This is a genomic window from Martinezella lusitana (genome assembly GCF_900094565.1).
Taxonomy (GTDB): domain Bacteria; phylum Pseudomonadota; class Alphaproteobacteria; order Rhizobiales; family Rhizobiaceae; genus Rhizobium; species Rhizobium lusitanum.
On record NZ_FMAF01000009.1, the window covers coordinates 52,128 to 67,114 of the forward strand.

Here is a 14,987-nt window from a genome sequence, read left to right on the forward strand (position 1 = left end):
TGATGGCGGTCGCAACCAGTCGTCGGGCCTCATGCGGTGGGTCGATGAACGGTTATGCAGGTCACAGGGCATCGATGGGCGATCTTTGTCGACACGCTGCCAAGGATGAGTTGCGAAAGGCTGGAGAGACCTCTTGCGCCGCAAACGACCACGTCAGGGGTCTCATCCTCAACTTCCTGTTGGTCGGGAGCCTCGCTACCCTACCCTCGGCTTGATTCGAAAAATCCGCCTTCGCGCCAGACAACGGCTCAACAACAAAGCGGAGGTACAGAAGGCAGCTCATTCCTGACTGCTACTTGTTTTCAAGCGGACCTCGTCGTAGCGAAAAGGTGCCATCCCAGCCCGGCTAACGCCAAGCCGACCACTCCAGCCCGCACCTGTTAATATAGTGCACTCGCACGCGGATTAGATTGATCTCCGTCAATGCTGGTTTTCGGCAAATAAAAAATATCTATTTCAGTTTGTGATTGTTTTGTTCGTAGCAAGACATCTTAACGCGGTCGCTGCGGGGATCGTCAAACGCCGGGATTAACGAGCTACGCTTCAGAGCAAAATATAGTCGAACACAGGCTCAACGCCCTATCCCATAGCCGGGGCCTCGAGAGGTGCTCAAGGCTTTCAGGCTGACTTCCAATCGATAGTCATGTTCTCATGCCCGCTTGGGATTTCGGGGATCCAGAAAACGAGACGGAGAATCATGGGCGAAAAAGACACCCTTGGAGCTACGGAACCGCAAGCTAATCCAGATGTCACGGAGAGCAGCCTGGCGACTACCGGGTCCGGCAGGGAAGCCGCTCAGTATTCGGAGCCGACCACACTCGTGGCAAGAGCTATATTCGAGCATGCTCCAGCGGCAATGCTCATGGTCGATCAGGCCGGGAAGATACGCCACGTCAACAGCGCTGCTGAACAATTGTTCGGTTACACGAAAGAGACGTTGGTTGACGAGCCGATCGAGATACTGGTGCCAAGGGATATCAGACAGCGCCACGAACGGCTCAGAATGGATTTCATGTCACATGCCAGGTCGCGCCCAATGGCAGAAGGGCGAAGGCTGACCGCGCGAAAGCGCGATGGCACCGACGTATTGGTCGACATTGCGCTAAGTCCGATTTCGCTGGAAACATCTGAAACCGCCGTCCTCGTTTCGATCTTAGAAAATCCCGCTCGTGAACGGGCGGAGGTTGCCGAGCTTTTCGTCAACGAACTGACGCATCGCGCCAGGAACATGTTCGCGATTATCGGGGCCATTTCTCGCCAGATTGCCAAAAACACTGCTTCTGTTGCCGATTTCCAGGCATCTTTGGAGCAACGTCTTCGTTGCCTGTCTATATCATATCAGGTTTTCGAGAAGGAGAAGTGGAAGGCGGCCCTGATAAACGACCTCGTTCGATCTCAAATTTCATTCGTGGTAAGACAGGATACGCCTCAAATAGAGATTGCCGGCCCGGATGTCCGGCTGCAACCGGCGCCGGCTGAATATCTCGCATTGGCAATCCATGAACTTGCGACAAATGCGGTCAAACATGGAGCGCTTACTGTGCCGACCGGGAAGGTCTATATCCATTGGTCAGTGGACGAGGCGGCAAAGCTTTTTCAGTTCCATTGGGCCGAGCGCAACGGGCCGCCGGTCGCTCCGTCGGAGCGGCAGGGCTTCGGCTCCGTCATTCTCAAATCGATCGTTCCCGCAGCTTGCGGTGGGACTGCGGATCTCGCCTTCACTCCGATCGGCATGTCCTGGAACCTGAATGCCCCATCTTCTATTCTCTCTCACCCCGAATAAAGCACTTAAGTTGAGCTGGCCTCTGCATTCGGTTATTTATGCGATCAGGCATGGCGCTATTTCTTTCGATCGCGCAGCTCGGGCTCCACTGGATAACATATGCAGCACCCGGAACGCCCACTCACTGAACGCGAAGTTGCGTTGCTGCACACCGCCGTCGAACGTCTTCGATGATAGACGCTTTTAATGATTTGTTCCTGGGCTTTAGCCAATAGTCTGGACATGCGGTTCAGACGCTAACTTTGCCTCGTGTCGCATGAACCACAAGCCCGGCAGCATCGGGAGCCAGAGCGTGAAGCCGCGCAGGACCAGCGTGGCGGCAAGGCTAGCTTCGACCGTGCCGCCGAGAAAATGCAGCATTGCCGTGCAAGTCGCCTCGAAGGTTCCAAGCCCCATCGGCACAGGCGAGAGCGTTGATACGACCGAGCCCATCATGAAACTGATAAAGACTTTTGGCGGCTCGATGGAAAGACTGACCGCTTTCGCCGCACACCAGAGGGTGGCCGCATCGAGCAGGAATATCGCGGTCTGCAATGCGATGGTTTCGAAGATTAGGCGACCGTCGTAGAAAATGTCGGCGCGTATATTGGCAAACATCGCCACCATCCGCGCCACCGGCTTCCATCCCAGCGCAGCCTTAGGGATGAAGCGGCCGCGAGATCGCGTCAACGCGATCACCGCGCCAGCCAACAGGACGATGACGCCGAGGAATATGGCGGAGATCGACATCAAGGCACGGCTGAGGTCGGCCATGTTCCACAGCAGCACAAAGGCAAGCAAACCGACGAGCAGATAGGCCGCGTAGTAGGAAAGCGCCGCAACCAGCAGGGCAGTAACGGCGACGGAGGATGCCACGCCACGATGGATCAGGCCACGAACGACGATAATGCTGCCGCTGAGGCCGCCTGTGGGTATCGCCTGATTGGCGAAAAGTTCGAGCAGCGCTAGTCTCAAGAGGCTTGGCATCCCGATAGCGGATCCGGCGCGTTTGAGAACCCGCGCCCAAACGGCCGCGGCAGAGATGTAGGTCAGGACCTGACACAGGGCGGCGGCAACAAGCCAGATCGGGTCGGCGGCCATCAGCGTGGTTGTGAACGCCCTGAAGTCGCTGAAATGAAGAACAAAGAGGATGAGCCCGCCCAGCGCCAGAAAACCGAGCGCCCAGCCGGTGAGGACGCCGAATTTCATACTTGCTCCGGGCGTCGCAGCCTTCAAAAGCTCGGCGGGTAGTGAATCTTCCTTGGTCGTCGATAATGGCGCTTCCGCGCCTTTCGTGTCATCCATCCGATAAGCCACCCACAAAGACACAGGCTCCATCTCGTGGGAGGCTGCTGTCATCCTTAAATTCATGGACGTTTATAAGAGCCTTCCAAAGAACCCCGGATCGGATTTGCTCTGATAAACCGGCAAGCAGCGTCCGTAAGATCGAGAAACTCGCAGTCCGCTGCCACCTTCATCGGTTTCATCCTTTTGGGGTTGATGGTGCCCGGAATACGAATTTCCCGCGTAAACCATCATGCGAATGATGGAGATCCAGCGTGCCGGCAGGCGCCTCGCGGAGCGACGGCGGTACGTTCGTGAGGCCTTTGGCCGGCGTCACGCCGCCGTCGGCCAACCACAGTGCACCGGTGACGTAGCTTGCCTCTTCGGATACCAGAAAGGCGAAGATATTCGCCATTTCTTCCGGCGTACCGCGGCGGCCGAGCGGTATTCCCATGCCGATCCCCTCCTGCGCAGTCAGCGGGATCGGGCTGTCGGCACCGCGCGTCCAGGCAGTATCGATCGCGCCCGGGCAGACGCAATTGGCACGCACGCCGTAAGCCGCCTGTTCGAGCGCCACCCCCTTCGCAAAGGCATGCAGAAACCCCTTGCTGCCGCCATAGGGCGTGAAGTTCGGCGAACCGTTGAACCCCGCCTCGGAGCCGGTGAAGACGATGTTGCCGCGCGTCTTCTGCAGATGCGGCAGCGCGAACTTGGTCATCAGGAAGGCGGTACGGATGTTGTTTTTGTAGGTTCGGTCGAAATCCTCGATCCGATAGGCGTCGGTCTCGGCATTGGCAATGAAGACCCCGGCATTGTTGATGAGGATATCGAGCCGGCCATAGGTCTCAACGGCGAGAGCGACGCACGCCGCCGCCTCGTCGGTTTCGGAAAGGTCGCCGAGATAGCTGACGGCCGAGCCGCCGTGTCCGACGATCGCCGCGGCGACGTCTTCCACCGGATCGCCCGGCAGGCCGGCGATGAAGAGTTTTGCGCCCTCGTGCGCGAACTTATGGCAAATGGCTTCGCCGATGCCCGTTCCGCCGCCGGTGACGATGGCAATCTTGTCCTTCAGGCGCATGGGCATGCCCTTTCCTGCTATTGCGACGATCGAACGCCCATCGTACCGATGGAGCGCAGGTTTGGTATCAATCCAGCCAGCGCACGTGTGCGGAACTGCGTGGCACCGGAGGCACAGGCGCGGCCGGATGGCCGACGATGATCGGCGCAACCGGCACGAAACCCTCCGGCACCCCGATAGCCCTCCGGCCCTCCTCCGTCTCCAGCCAGCGCTGGGCAAAGCCGATCCAGCAGGAGCCGAGACCCTGGGCATAGGCCGCCAGCATCAGGTTTTCTGCCGCGAGTGCTGCATCTTCTACAGCCCAGTCGCGACTTCCGGCGGAAATGACGATCAGCGCCGGGGCCTGATAGAAGATATGAAACCCGGGATCTTCGAGGTGCTGGCGCAGATGGGACGGAATGGCGTCCCTTTTCTTCAGCGCATGAGCCTTGGCCGCGACCGAAATCCGGTCGAGCAGCGGTTTGTTGCGGACGACTGTAAAATCCCACGGCTGCTCGTTGATGGCGCTTGGCGCCTGGATAGCAGCTTCAACTAGTCGTTCGAGCACCGGCCTGTCGACCGGTTCCGCCGTGAAGGCTCGTGTGGCGCGCCGGCCAAAGATCGCTTCCATCAGTTCCATCGGGATCGCTCCTACTGTTTGCCCATGGATCGCAGAGCTTGATGACGACAGCATTGATTTGAGTCATCTTGGAACGAGCGCCCCAGACAACAGGCCGAGCCTTGGCGCGTGGATCCAGGCGACCACCATGGGCGAACTTGTCGCCCCTAGCTTTCCATAGATTTACCGCTGAGGTGAAGGGATCTTGTCGATCGTGGAGCGACAGTGTTGGGCACAAACGGGTCCGGAAACGCTTCAGAGCTTTGCTTGGGATCTGCCGCGGCCTGCGACATTTCGCGCGAGTTCCCGAATTAGGCTTCATTTTCGAATGTATGGATGGTATGCGAAATGTATGGATACACAGCCATACAATATCGGTTAGGTTTATGTGGAAAGCGCGAATTGTCGGCGGTGGCCGAATGAAATATCTTGGCTTGGCGGATGCTCTGGAACAGGACATCCAGGCTGGTATCATTGCTGCGGGTGACCGGTTGCCACCGCAGCGATCCATTGCCGAAGCGCTTGGCGTCGACCTGACAACGGTGACCCGGGCCTTCAATGAAGCGCACCGCCGGGGGCTTATTGAAGCGCAAATCGGCAGGGGTACCTTCGTGAGGGACTATTCGAGCGAGCGTACCTCGAAGGCTCGCCCCGCGGCACTCGATCTCAGCATGAACATTCCATGCCAGCCGGAGGGCGTCGATTTTCGGCAGTTGATGCCCAAAGGGGTTGCTGCGGTGCTCGCGAACGGCAAGGGGCTGCTGAACTTGCACTATCAGGATAGCGCTGGTGCAGAGCCGGATAGGCAAGCGGCGACCCGATGGCTCAAGCAACGTATCGAGAACGCCGATTTCGATCGTATCGTTGTTGCGGCTGGCGCCCAGAGTGCACTTTTTTCCATTTGCGAGCTTTTGCTGTCTCGAGGTGACGTCATCGCCGCCGGCGAATTTACCTATCCCGGTTTGAAGGCTGTCGCAGCTCAAATGCGCTTGGTAATCGATCCGATCGCAATGGATGGCGAGGGACTGCTACCTGAGGATTTCGAGCGCAGTTGCCGGACCAGGCCGCCAAAGTTTCTGTATGTGATTCCCAATATCGACAACCCGACGGCCGCGACGATGCCCGAACCGCGACGTGCGGCTATTGTGGAAATTGCGCGCCGCTGCGGCGTGATGATCGTGGAGGATGATCCTTACGGTCCGCTGCTTGAGGGGCCGAGCCGCACCTTTGCGGATCTCATGCCGGAGGCGACCTGGCATATTTCGACACTTTCCAAGTGTGCGACACCGGCGTTGCGGGTTGCCTACGTCCTCGTGCCCAAGGCAGCACACGCCCTGCAACTCGCATCTGTTACCAGAGCCATGATATTGATGGCGCCTCCGCTCATGTCAGCACTCGCAAGCAGTTGGATAATAGATGGAACACTGGCGGAAGTGACCGCGGCCATCAGACGCGAAACGCTGACAAGGCAGATACTCGCATCGTCGCTGCTCAGCGCCTTCGATCGCTCCGCTAACATGTTTGGCCACCACCTCTGGCTTCGGTTGCCCAGCGGCCAGCGCGCTGACGACCTGGTTGAGGCTGCGGTACGCGCGGGCCTGCTCATCGTTCCAAGCTCTACCTTTGCGGTCGGGAAGTGTACGACGGAAGCGGTGCGAATTTCCCTCGGCGTCGCGTCCGACCGCAGTGAGCTCGAGGACGGATTGAACCAACTTGCCGGTCTTGTCACCCAGCCGGCACTGCTTGCTCGGGTGATCGTCTAAACAACCTATCCGGAAACATGGGGCAAGCTGACTTATGCCGCGTGATGGGAGGGTTATGATCGACGTTAGATTCAACGATGGTTTGAACAAAATAACAAAGCTGCTGAAGCAGCAGTTTTGCGGTCGTGCTCCTCACGATAGATAGTGTCAAATAATAGCCTGGAAATATTCAAAATGATGGATTGGTTCCCTATAGTCTTCATTGCGTTCAAGGTTCTCGTGTTAGGCACGGGCATGTTCTTCGCCATCAAGTGGCATCACGATCAAGGGACCTCGTCCAACCCGACTGACATTATCAAAGTCACGTTGGAGTGCGCTTGCTATATCCTGGTGGTGGTGATCGTGTTGGCGCTGATCTACGGCTTACTAGACTATCTCGATTTCCTTCCTGCCGGTTTAAACTTTAATTGAAACGGAAGCAGAAGCTCGGAACCAACGTCATCAATCTCGACCTTTGCCTCTTTCGCAGGGTGAGGTCGACGGCATCTATGACGCGGCAAACATGCCATTGAAGATGTCGCCCGGCTCTGCGTAGTAGCGATCGGCCGCCAGGTTTTAACCTACTCAAGTTCGCACCAAGCGGCTTGCATGTATGCAACGCCTTGATGGGATGCGAACCAACGACCCGGTATTGGTTTATCCTAAGATAGTGAACTCGCTCGGATTTTATCGACACAAGGTCTGGACAGCTGCGAGCCTCGGATTAAGAGCTGCCAATGCGATACGCCGGCCCTTCAACAACCTTTCAGGCGCACGTCGGCTCTTTCGTATTTAAATCACTGCAGTCGCTGACATACAGTCCGAAAGACAAGCTTTGAACGCCCGCGGCCCGAATTCGTTCTCCATCTCGCAGCGCTTCCTTCGCCGGCTAATTGCGGCACATGTGCTGTTCAACCTGCTCCTTCCGCACGGAATGAACGCCACGCCGAACGATAGCGCTTAGCTTCTGCTGAAAACGAACGCTCGATGACACCGTCTACGCGCTCAGCGCGTTGCTGAGATCTTTCAATCCAATCATCAGCATCATCGGGTCGGACAGAGATGGCAGAAATCCAACAGCCTCATAGAAGGCACGCGCGTCATCGGAAATCGCATGCACCAGCACGCCACGGATACCGAGTATTTCGGCGGCATTGAGCAGGCGCAGACCGGCATCACGCACCAACGCCCGACCGATACCGCGGCCCTGATAGGTCCGGTCGATAGCCAGTCGACCAGGTACAGCGACTGGGATCGGATCTGGCATGTTTCGCTTAAAGCGGCCTGGTGCTTCTAGTATCCTCACCGCGCCGAAGGCGAGAGCGTAATAGGCAACTACACGATTTCCCTCGCAGACCACGAAAGTACGAGACGCACCGCCCGCCTGATTGGCTCGCGCTCGTCGACGCAGCCAATCATCCAGTTCTGGAACGCCGGAATCAAACTCGACAAGCTCATGATGCTCCGCCAAAGGAGCAGGGGAAGTGAGGGTCACACCTCATCCCATGGAGCTTTGGTCGACATTGTGCGTTTCAGACGCTCATTCGACTGCGCGGGCGCATCGAGCCGGGCAAGGTATTCGGCATACACCTCGGGGCTTACCGTGATGACGGTACGGTCAAGCAGCACTTCCTCGGCGCGGCGTTCCGAGGCCTCCAGCATGAAATCTGTGCGTGTCTTGCCAAGCAGTTCAGTTGCACGGTCGATAAGATTGCGCGTCGCGGGTTTGATATGGATATTCAGTGGAACGCTTGCGTCCACTTTTTTGCTCGTATGTGACGTCGGCATGGGTAACTCAAATGCGATATTGCTATATAACGTAACGATGGTGTCGTTACGGAGCTGTATGCTGACACGTTACACTGGTAACTGCTCTCGAAAGGATGCGAACCGCTGGCCCCGTTATTACAAAATCCATCTCTTTCAAATTCTCCAGAAGCGGATACCGGCTCGGCCTTGGCGAAATGACCGATCTGGGGCCGGGAGCCGAGGATGAAAAAGGGGCCATAAAGCCTAGGGTAGCCTCAATGACTGCTTCCGACCCCATTGCAGGTGTTAAACGCAGACAGGCACGATCCTGAAAGCGGTCGTCACCTACTGCCCAGATCTAATCATCTCACGAATTTTAGTCGCCTTCTCGAAATGATCGAGAGCATGGGTTTTGATCCACCACTCGGCGGCTTCCATAAGGAGGTCGGGGTCGTCGTTCTTGTTTGCAAAGAATGCATAGAATGACAGGCCAACGCCTTCACCCTTTTTTGCGATTTTGTCGTCGCAGACTGAAATGGCTTTCGCCCTTAGGGTTAGTCTCATTGTGTGCCTCATACTTCGCAACTCACCTTCGAGCTACCATGCCTTTCTCGCTACGGAAATACTGAGACCCGTGGACAGATCGAATTGCGAGAGCAATGCCTGCTCTCGACCCCATTGCGGTCGTTCGTGGCATTTGCGACACCCCTTAAAATCAGTCACCTCGATACAATGGAAAGGTCTGTGGTCTGCGCGCTTTTCGCTAGATAGATCGCCTTCTTTCTGTGCACGCAAAGGGACACCTTAAATGCTGAAAAACTTGATCTACACGCTCGGGTGATCGGAAGAACGCCTGAACGCCTCCAGTAGCTCGTCAAGTCCGCTTTCAAAATCATCCAGCATTGCTCCCCTTGGGGGCCGCCCTATGCTTCCATCCTGGGTAGCCACAGCCAAGGCGGCACCATGAGTGTAGTCAACAAGGATATGCGTCCAACGCAACGAGCGCTGTGAGGAGTGATTGCCTTCGCTCAAGAAGATCATCAACTCACGGGTTATCCTCATGGCGTGATCGGGGAAAACGGCTGGCCGGGCAAAGATCGCCAAGGTCAGAGCGGGATAGAGCACCACCTTGGCGTAGTAGGCTGTGAGGAGACTGCGGGCGCGTGCGTGTGCATCGCCCGTTTCAGGTGCCGCGACGTCCGCATATACCCACTCCGCTAGCGACTTGATCAGCCCATCCCGATCCTTGAAGTGGTGATAGATCGTCATGGGATTGATGCCCACACGTGTTGCCAAAGCGCGCATGCTCAAGCCGTCGAGGCCGTCGGCATTGAGGATGCTCAAAGCCTCGGAAAGAATGCTCTCCGGCAAAACGGCCTTTCCGCCGGCTGGTGGCCGACCTCGCCCCCTCGCTGTCATAGCAAGACTTCATAATGAGATTGGACCAATCCGGAAGGGAAAGACCTTGTGCCCTTGTGCGCAAGCGCCACATCCCGCTGACCGCCGCCAAAAAGAGGGCGGCCAGCACCGAGCAAGATTGGCACCCTCGTGATCACCATGTCGCTGATCATGTCGAGCGCGAGGAAAGATTGAATGATGCGTCCCCCATCCACATAGGCATGTCGTGCTCCCTCGTATTGAAGCGTCGCCATCGCTTGTTCAGGTGACTCTGCCGAAAAGCGCACTTTTCCTTCGAGCTCGGAGGGCACTGCCTGTCGTGCAAGCTGCGCCGACAAAACCAGGACCGGACGGGTATAGAACCAGTCTCCCATGCCTCGGACCGCCTCATAAGTGCCTCGCCCCATTACGATAACGTCGATATCGCTTATGAAATCGTTATACCCATGATCCTCGCCAGTTTGGTCGTGCTTTAGCAACCAATCGATGTCGCCACTTTCGCGGGCGATAAATCCATCAAGGCTTGTTGCGATAAATACGTGTCCGGTGACCATCGTCGCCTCCATAATTATACATCGTATAAATAATGGACCTCTGACCAATGTCAACGCGCTCGACGGTCCACTCTTGCCCGTACCGCCCGGAAAGCTGACCGACGGCTAACCACCCCCGACAACGACATCGCTATGACCTAAATAGAATGGCTCTCCTGGGATAACTCGAAACGCGGGCTGGTCCAGATGAGGCGCTGGACCGATTGCTGCTGCCCTACAGTGAAGACCTACCGATCGACGCCCCGCCATCGACATGCAGCGTCTGCCCAGTGATGAACGCGGCGTCGTCCGACAGCAGAAATTCAATCGCCGCGGCGAGCTCGTCAGGTTGGCCGAACCGCCCCATGGGAACACCGGATAGGTATCGCGCCTCACCTTCGCTGCCGATCGGATTGTTCGCCCGAAACAGTTCCGTTTCGGTCGGCCCGGGCGAGACGGCGTTGACCGTGATGCCGGTCTGGGCGAGTTCAAGCGCCCAGCTTCGCGTAAAGCTGACGAGTGCGGCCTTGGCAGCGGCATAGCTTGTCCGCTGTACGCTGCCGAGAACGGTGAGACTGGAAATATTGACGATGCGGCCCCAGCCGCGTGTGCGCATGCCGGGCAATGCGGACTGTATGGACATAAGAGCAGGATGCAGATTGACGCGCATCACCTCTTCAAGGGTTTCAATGGCGATGTCGCCAAGCGGAGCGGCCCTGACCAGCCCGACATTGTTGACCACGCCATCGACGTTGCTTTCCTTGACGATCCTGGCCAGTTCGCCGTTGGCACTGCGCTCGGAAAGATCGAGAGTATGCAGCGGGCCAGGAAAGGCGTCTGTCGGGTTGCGGGCAATGCCGATGACGGTGTGGCCACGGGTGGCAAGACGATGGGCCAGGGCGAGACCGATGCCCTTGCTGGCGCCGGTGATCAGAAAGGTTCTCTTCATCGGGAAAATCCTCTGACCCTGCCTCAAGGAAGCAGGGTGTCATGGGTCGAATGGATCAGGCGGCGGCGCGGCTGGCTGCGAGGCGGAGCGCCGGCAGCATGTCTTCCGGTTCCGGACGGCGGGTGTAGTCCGGGTTCACCTCCGCGTAGAGGATGACGCCATCTTGGCCGACGACGTAGCGGGCCGGCATCGGCAAGGTCCAGCTCGGATCACCGTTGAAGGCCGGAAGGTCGTTTTTCAGCGACTTGTAGAGCTCGACCAGGTAATCCTGCATTTCGAAGCGCAGGCCGAAGGCGGCGGCCACGTCGTTGTGTGGGTCCGACAGAATCGGGAAGGTCAGGTTGTTCTGGCGCATCGACTTGCGGCTGTTGACATGGTTCTGCGGCGAGATGGCGACGAGTTTCGCGCCGAGCGCCTCGAACTGTGGCAGCGTTTCCTGGAGCGCCTGGAGCTCCATGTTGCAATAAGGACACCAGACGCCGCGGTAGAAAGTGACCACGAGCGGGCCGCGTGCCAGAAGATCGGTCGAGGAAACGGTGTTGCCCTCGGGATCGGCGAGGCTGAAGGCCGGCAGCGTGTCGCCCGCCTTAAGGGCCTGCTCGGCCGCGCCGGAGGCGATTAGTTCGGCGGTGGCGCGGTGCATCGTCTCGATCACCGAATAGGGAACGTTGTAAGGCGGCTTGCCGGCTTCGAAGTCAGCCTTGAAGGCATCAAGCTTGGACTGCAGCGTCATCGTCATTCTCCAATGAGTTCTGAACTTTGAGCGTGCCGAGCTTCAGGGGTCGCCCTGAAGCTCGGCGATGGATGAGGGAGTGATCAGCTATTGGCGGCCACGGAGCGGGCGACCTCGGCAGCACTGATGCCTTCAAGCGCCAGACCATAGCCCGCGCCTTCGTCGATGATCCGGCGCAGCTTCTGCGTCAGGGCGATGCGGGTGTAGCGGCTGGTCAGCGGCGGCAGGGCGGCAAGACCCTCGGCGATCTCATGGGCACGGGCCAGAAGGCGATCGGCAGGAACGATCTCGTTGACTGCACCCCAGTCCTTCGCAGTCTGTGCATCAAGCACCTGGCGGGTGAGGATGAAATGGCGGCCGCGGATACTGCCGATCACTTCCGGCCAGAGCAGGTTGACGCCGTCCCCCGGCACGATGCCGAAGTCGAAATGCGGCTTGTCCTGGAAGACCGTTTCCGGTGTGGCGAGGATGATGTCCGTGAGCAGCGCATATTCCGAATGCAGGAGGACGGGACCGTTCAGCGCGGTGATCATCGGCACCTCGATGTCAAGGATGTTCATGAGGACCTTTTTGCCTTCGCGCAGGATCTTGTCGTAGCCGCGCGGCGAGAAGAAATCGAAGCCATCGGGATTGATCGCATCCATGAAGGCATCGCCCGAGCCGGTCAGGATGACGACGCGGTTGTCGGCGTCGGAACCGACCTGGTGGAAGAGATCGACGAACTGCTCATGGGTGTGGCCGTTGAAGACGAGCTTGCCGCCGTCGGTATGGAAGGCGATTTCGAGGACGCCGCTTGGCGAACGGGTCAGGCGGGCATTCGGGAAGCTGTTCTTGTAGGTGTCGAAACGGGACATGGGGATACTCCTTTGTGTTGGGGTCTTGCGGTCGGGGTTGAAGAAGAAGCGGGACAGGGAGCGCATGGGTCAGGCCACAGAAGTCGGGGCTTCGGCCAGCGCCTCGACGCGGGCTATGGCGCGCTGGACGGCGGGGCGGGCGGCCACGGTCTCGTACCAACGGGAAAGGTTCGGGCGCTCGTCGAGCGTCAGGCCGGGGAATTGCCGGCGCCACAGCCAGCCGAAATGGGCAATGTCGGCGATGGTGAAGGCGTCATCGGCCATGAAAGATTGACCCGCCAGCTTGCGGTCGAGGATGCCGAGGATGCGTTCGGCTTCCTTTGCGAAACGCGCTTCGGCGATCGGCTGCGGTGCCGGCGATGAGCGCATGAAGAAACCGGCATTGCCGAAAGCGGGGCTCAGGGCCGAGGCGTGAAAGAAGAGCTGTTCGAAGACACGGGCGCGGGCCTCGCCGTCGCTTGGCAGCAATTTGCCGGTCTTTTCCGCAAGGTGAACAAGGATCGCGGCGCTCTCCGTCAGCACGAAGCCATCGTCCACCAGAACAGGCACCTTGCCGTTCGGATTGAGCGAGAGAAATGCGTCTTCCTTCTGCTCACCCTTGCGGACATTGACCGCCTTCAGCTCATAGGGAAGGCCGAGTTCCTCAAGCACGATCGGCACCTTGACGCTGTTGGGGGTGGCAAAGGCGTAGACTTCAATCACGTTCGTCTCCATCGGATTGTGTTCGCTGGAGAGAGTTATGACCATTCCTGGATACTTGCGGCAGACTTCTTGAGGCGATAATGCTTATTCCAATGGAGAATGAGTGATGGACAGATTGCAGGCGATGACCGCTTTCGTGCGTGTCGTGGAAACGGGATCGTTCTCACAGGCCGCCCGCCAGATCGGCGTCGGCCAGCCCGCCATCTCGAAGACGATTGCGCAATTGGAGGAGCGACTTCAGGTTCGCCTGCTCATCCGGTCGACGCACGGCCTCTCGCCAACCGACGCCGGAGTTCGCTTCTATGAACGAGCGAAGGCGGCGATCCATGCAGCGGACGAGGCGGAGCTGGAAGCCAAGGGGGCCGGTGCCGGGCTGTCGGGCCGACTTCGCATCTGCGCCGCCACCACGTTTGCGAGGCTCATGGTCATTCCGCGCCTGCCGGAGTTCTTGGCGATGCATCCCGATCTCGACGTGGATATCGTTCTCGACGATCGGGTGATCGATCTCGTGTCCGAAGGCATCGACATCGCGCTGCGCATGGGTGATCTCGCAGACTCGTCGGCCGTAGCCCGCCGTCTGGCGACTGGTCGGCGGTCGGTGGTGGCGACACCTGCCTATCTTGAAAGACATGGCGTACCCCTGGTGCCTGCCGATATCTCCGCGCATCAGGCGGTGGTCTATACTCAGCTCGGCCGTAGCTGGACCTTCCGCAGGGCTGGAACCGAAGCGTCCGTCGCGGTCTCCGGGCGGGTTCAAGTCACCGCAGCCGAAGGTATTCGCGCCGCGGTTAAGGCCGACATGGGGCTCGCCGTCACTTCGGACTGGATGTTCTGGCCCGAACTGCTAAGCGGCGAGGTCGCGCGCGTGCTTGAAGATTGGGAGCTTCCGAACATTCACCTCTGGGCGGTCTTCCCAACGGGACGCCTCGCCAGCGCCAAGGCGCGGGCGTTCGCTGACTTCGTGGAGCAGGTGGTCGGGTAAGTTGAATCCCCATCGGGGCGGATTTGCCGTGCGAACCTTCGCCAACGAGATCCTCCAGCCCTTATCTGGGCGGCTAGGCGACAAATCGCATCTCGACGAAGCCGTCGTTTCGATCCGTGGGAAGAGGCACTGGCCGTGGCACGCCGTTGATCAGGACGGTTTCGTTCTCGATGTTCTGGTGCAAAGCCGCCGCAACGCCAGGGCGGCCAAACGTCTGATGCGCAAGCTGTCGAAGGGGCAAGGCCGTTCGCCACGGGTGATGATCACCGACAAGCTTCGCTCTTATGACGCTGCAAAGACCGAGATCATGCCAGGTGTCGAACACCGATCTCACAAAGGCCTCGACAATCGGCAGAGAATTCTCACCAGCCGGTCCGGCGAGGAGAGCGGACCATGCCGCGCTTCAAGTCACGAGGCAACCTGCAACGCTTCGACTCTACCCACGATCCGATAGCCAACCTGTTCCATATCCCATGCCATGACATCACCTCCAGCCGTCATCGCGAGCTGCGCGCCGGCACAATGGACCTATGGGTTAAAATCACCCCGGCATGATGGACCACAGAAACCCGTCATCCGCTCTTGTCTTGTGACCCTTAAGTTTACGATACCGCTCAAGCGGC

Annotated in this window: 16 protein-coding genes and 2 pseudogenes; 5 read left to right on the forward strand and 13 right to left on the reverse strand. The window is 58.5% G+C overall.

The annotated features are described in order from the left end of the window. Positions 1 to 29: 29 nt before the first annotated feature. Positions 30 to 167, reverse strand: a pseudogene (locus GA0061101_RS41080) (universal stress protein); the annotation flags it as partial. A gap of 530 nt (positions 168 to 697) precedes the next feature. Between GA0061101_RS41080 and GA0061101_RS19380 the strand changes: the two are divergent. Continuing rightward, a complete protein-coding gene (locus GA0061101_RS19380; protein ID WP_092574558.1) occupies positions 698 to 1,783 on the forward strand; it encodes a sensor histidine kinase in 1,086 nt (361 codons plus the stop codon). 204 nt (positions 1,784 to 1,987) lie between these two features. Here GA0061101_RS19380 and GA0061101_RS19385 read toward each other — a convergent pair whose 3' ends face one another. The 3 genes from GA0061101_RS19385 to GA0061101_RS19395 all read right to left on the reverse strand — a co-directional run bounded on the left by GA0061101_RS19385 (position 1,988) and on the right by GA0061101_RS19395 (position 4,743). Next, positions 1,988 to 3,067, reverse strand: a complete 1,080-nt coding sequence (locus GA0061101_RS19385; protein WP_051963756.1) for a lysylphosphatidylglycerol synthase transmembrane domain-containing protein — start codon at positions 3,065 to 3,067, stop codon at positions 1,988 to 1,990. 178 nt (positions 3,068 to 3,245) lie between these two features. Next, positions 3,246 to 4,130 (reverse strand): SDR family NAD(P)-dependent oxidoreductase, encoded by an 885-nt coding sequence (locus GA0061101_RS19390; RefSeq protein ID WP_037198118.1) that lies wholly within the window; start codon positions 4,128 to 4,130, stop codon positions 3,246 to 3,248. A gap of 61 nt (positions 4,131 to 4,191) precedes the next feature. Beyond that, entirely contained in the window at positions 4,192 to 4,743 is a 552-nt protein-coding gene (locus GA0061101_RS19395) for a nitroreductase family protein (protein ID WP_037198116.1), read from the reverse strand. 398 nt (positions 4,744 to 5,141) lie between these two features. On the opposite strand from GA0061101_RS19395, the gene GA0061101_RS19400 reads away from it, so the two are divergent. Both GA0061101_RS19400 and GA0061101_RS38735 read left to right on the forward strand, forming a co-directional pair. After that, the gene (locus GA0061101_RS19400) at positions 5,142 to 6,485 is read left to right on the forward strand and encodes an aminotransferase-like domain-containing protein (RefSeq protein WP_197072783.1); all 1,344 of its coding nucleotides are present in this window, start codon (positions 5,142 to 5,144) and stop codon (positions 6,483 to 6,485) included. A 174-nt stretch (positions 6,486 to 6,659) separates the two neighbouring features. After that, positions 6,660 to 6,896 (forward strand): hypothetical protein, encoded by a 237-nt coding sequence (locus tag GA0061101_RS38735; protein WP_037198109.1) that lies wholly within the window; start codon positions 6,660 to 6,662, stop codon positions 6,894 to 6,896. 565 nt (positions 6,897 to 7,461) lie between these two features. Here the strand turns inward: GA0061101_RS38735 and GA0061101_RS19410 are convergent. The 9 genes from GA0061101_RS19410 to GA0061101_RS19450 all read right to left on the reverse strand — a co-directional run bounded on the left by GA0061101_RS19410 (position 7,462) and on the right by GA0061101_RS19450 (position 13,382). Beyond that, the gene (locus GA0061101_RS19410) at positions 7,462 to 7,959 is read right to left on the reverse strand and encodes a GNAT family N-acetyltransferase (RefSeq protein ID WP_037198106.1); all 498 of its coding nucleotides are present in this window, start codon (positions 7,957 to 7,959) and stop codon (positions 7,462 to 7,464) included. Continuing rightward, positions 7,956 to 8,252 (reverse strand): type II toxin-antitoxin system TacA family antitoxin, encoded by a 297-nt coding sequence (locus tag GA0061101_RS19415; RefSeq protein WP_037198104.1) that lies wholly within the window; start codon positions 8,250 to 8,252, stop codon positions 7,956 to 7,958. Before GA0061101_RS19415 ends, GA0061101_RS19410 begins: the two co-directional genes overlap by 4 nt. A gap of 306 nt (positions 8,253 to 8,558) precedes the next feature. Next, positions 8,559 to 8,777 (reverse strand): DUF6500 family protein, encoded by a 219-nt coding sequence (locus tag GA0061101_RS19420; protein WP_037198180.1) that lies wholly within the window; start codon positions 8,775 to 8,777, stop codon positions 8,559 to 8,561. Positions 8,778 to 9,038: 261 nt separating this feature from the next. After that, the gene (locus tag GA0061101_RS19425) at positions 9,039 to 9,584 is read right to left on the reverse strand and encodes a TetR/AcrR family transcriptional regulator (RefSeq protein WP_245297505.1); all 546 of its coding nucleotides are present in this window, start codon (positions 9,582 to 9,584) and stop codon (positions 9,039 to 9,041) included. A gap of 44 nt (positions 9,585 to 9,628) precedes the next feature. Continuing rightward, positions 9,629 to 10,165, reverse strand: a complete 537-nt coding sequence (locus tag GA0061101_RS19430; RefSeq protein ID WP_037198100.1) for a dihydrofolate reductase family protein — start codon at positions 10,163 to 10,165, stop codon at positions 9,629 to 9,631. Between the two features lie 214 nt (positions 10,166 to 10,379). After that, positions 10,380 to 11,093, reverse strand: coding sequence for an SDR family oxidoreductase (locus tag GA0061101_RS19435; protein WP_037198098.1), 714 nt, complete (start codon positions 11,091 to 11,093; stop codon positions 10,380 to 10,382). Between the two features lie 55 nt (positions 11,094 to 11,148). Continuing rightward, the gene (locus GA0061101_RS19440) at positions 11,149 to 11,826 is read right to left on the reverse strand and encodes a peroxiredoxin-like family protein (RefSeq protein ID WP_092574559.1); all 678 of its coding nucleotides are present in this window, start codon (positions 11,824 to 11,826) and stop codon (positions 11,149 to 11,151) included. 83 nt (positions 11,827 to 11,909) lie between these two features. Then, complete coding sequence (locus GA0061101_RS19445) at positions 11,910 to 12,680, reverse strand: enoyl-CoA hydratase/isomerase family protein (RefSeq protein WP_037198092.1); 771 nt, start codon at positions 12,678 to 12,680, stop codon at positions 11,910 to 11,912. Positions 12,681 to 12,749: 69 nt separating this feature from the next. Next, positions 12,750 to 13,382: a glutathione S-transferase family protein gene (locus GA0061101_RS19450; protein ID WP_037198179.1), complete on the reverse strand. Its 633-nt coding sequence runs from the start codon at positions 13,380 to 13,382 to the stop codon at positions 12,750 to 12,752. A gap of 106 nt (positions 13,383 to 13,488) precedes the next feature. Here GA0061101_RS19450 and GA0061101_RS19455 point away from each other — a divergent pair, with 106 nt between their 5' ends. Next, on the forward strand, positions 13,489 to 14,364 hold the full coding sequence (locus GA0061101_RS19455) for a LysR family transcriptional regulator (RefSeq protein ID WP_037198089.1): 876 nt from the start codon (positions 13,489 to 13,491) through the stop codon (positions 14,362 to 14,364). 31 nt (positions 14,365 to 14,395) lie between these two features. Continuing rightward, positions 14,396 to 14,919, forward strand: a pseudogene (locus tag GA0061101_RS19460) (IS6 family transposase); the annotation flags it as partial. Between the last annotated feature and the right edge of the window lie 68 nt (positions 14,920 to 14,987).

What these genes read in the sequence shown, in the direction of transcription:
- GA0061101_RS19380 (WP_092574558.1), top strand. Translation starts at nt 698, where the DNA reads ATGGGCGAAAAAGACACCCTTGGAGCTACGGAACCGCAAGCTAATCCA.
- GA0061101_RS19385 (WP_051963756.1), bottom strand. Translation starts at nt 3,067, where the DNA reads ATGGATGACACGAAAGGCGCGGAAGCGCCATTATCGACGACCAAGGAA.
- GA0061101_RS19390 (WP_037198118.1), bottom strand. Translation starts at nt 4,130, where the DNA reads ATGCCCATGCGCCTGAAGGACAAGATTGCCATCGTCACCGGCGGCGGA.
- GA0061101_RS19395 (WP_037198116.1), bottom strand. Translation starts at nt 4,743, where the DNA reads ATGGAACTGATGGAAGCGATCTTTGGCCGGCGCGCCACACGAGCCTTC.
- GA0061101_RS19400 (WP_197072783.1), top strand. Translation starts at nt 5,142, where the DNA reads ATGAAATATCTTGGCTTGGCGGATGCTCTGGAACAGGACATCCAGGCT.
- GA0061101_RS38735 (WP_037198109.1), top strand. Translation starts at nt 6,660, where the DNA reads ATGATGGATTGGTTCCCTATAGTCTTCATTGCGTTCAAGGTTCTCGTG.
- GA0061101_RS19415 (WP_037198104.1), bottom strand. Translation starts at nt 8,252, where the DNA reads ATGCCGACGTCACATACGAGCAAAAAAGTGGACGCAAGCGTTCCACTG.
- GA0061101_RS19420 (WP_037198180.1), bottom strand. Translation starts at nt 8,777, where the DNA reads ATGAGACTAACCCTAAGGGCGAAAGCCATTTCAGTCTGCGACGACAAA.
- GA0061101_RS19430 (WP_037198100.1), bottom strand. Translation starts at nt 10,165, where the DNA reads ATGGTCACCGGACACGTATTTATCGCAACAAGCCTTGATGGATTTATC.
- GA0061101_RS19435 (WP_037198098.1), bottom strand. Translation starts at nt 11,093, where the DNA reads ATGAAGAGAACCTTTCTGATCACCGGCGCCAGCAAGGGCATCGGTCTC.
- GA0061101_RS19440 (WP_092574559.1), bottom strand. Translation starts at nt 11,826, where the DNA reads ATGACGCTGCAGTCCAAGCTTGATGCCTTCAAGGCTGACTTCGAAGCC.
- GA0061101_RS19445 (WP_037198092.1), bottom strand. Translation starts at nt 12,680, where the DNA reads ATGTCCCGTTTCGACACCTACAAGAACAGCTTCCCGAATGCCCGCCTG.
- GA0061101_RS19455 (WP_037198089.1), top strand. Translation starts at nt 13,489, where the DNA reads ATGGACAGATTGCAGGCGATGACCGCTTTCGTGCGTGTCGTGGAAACG.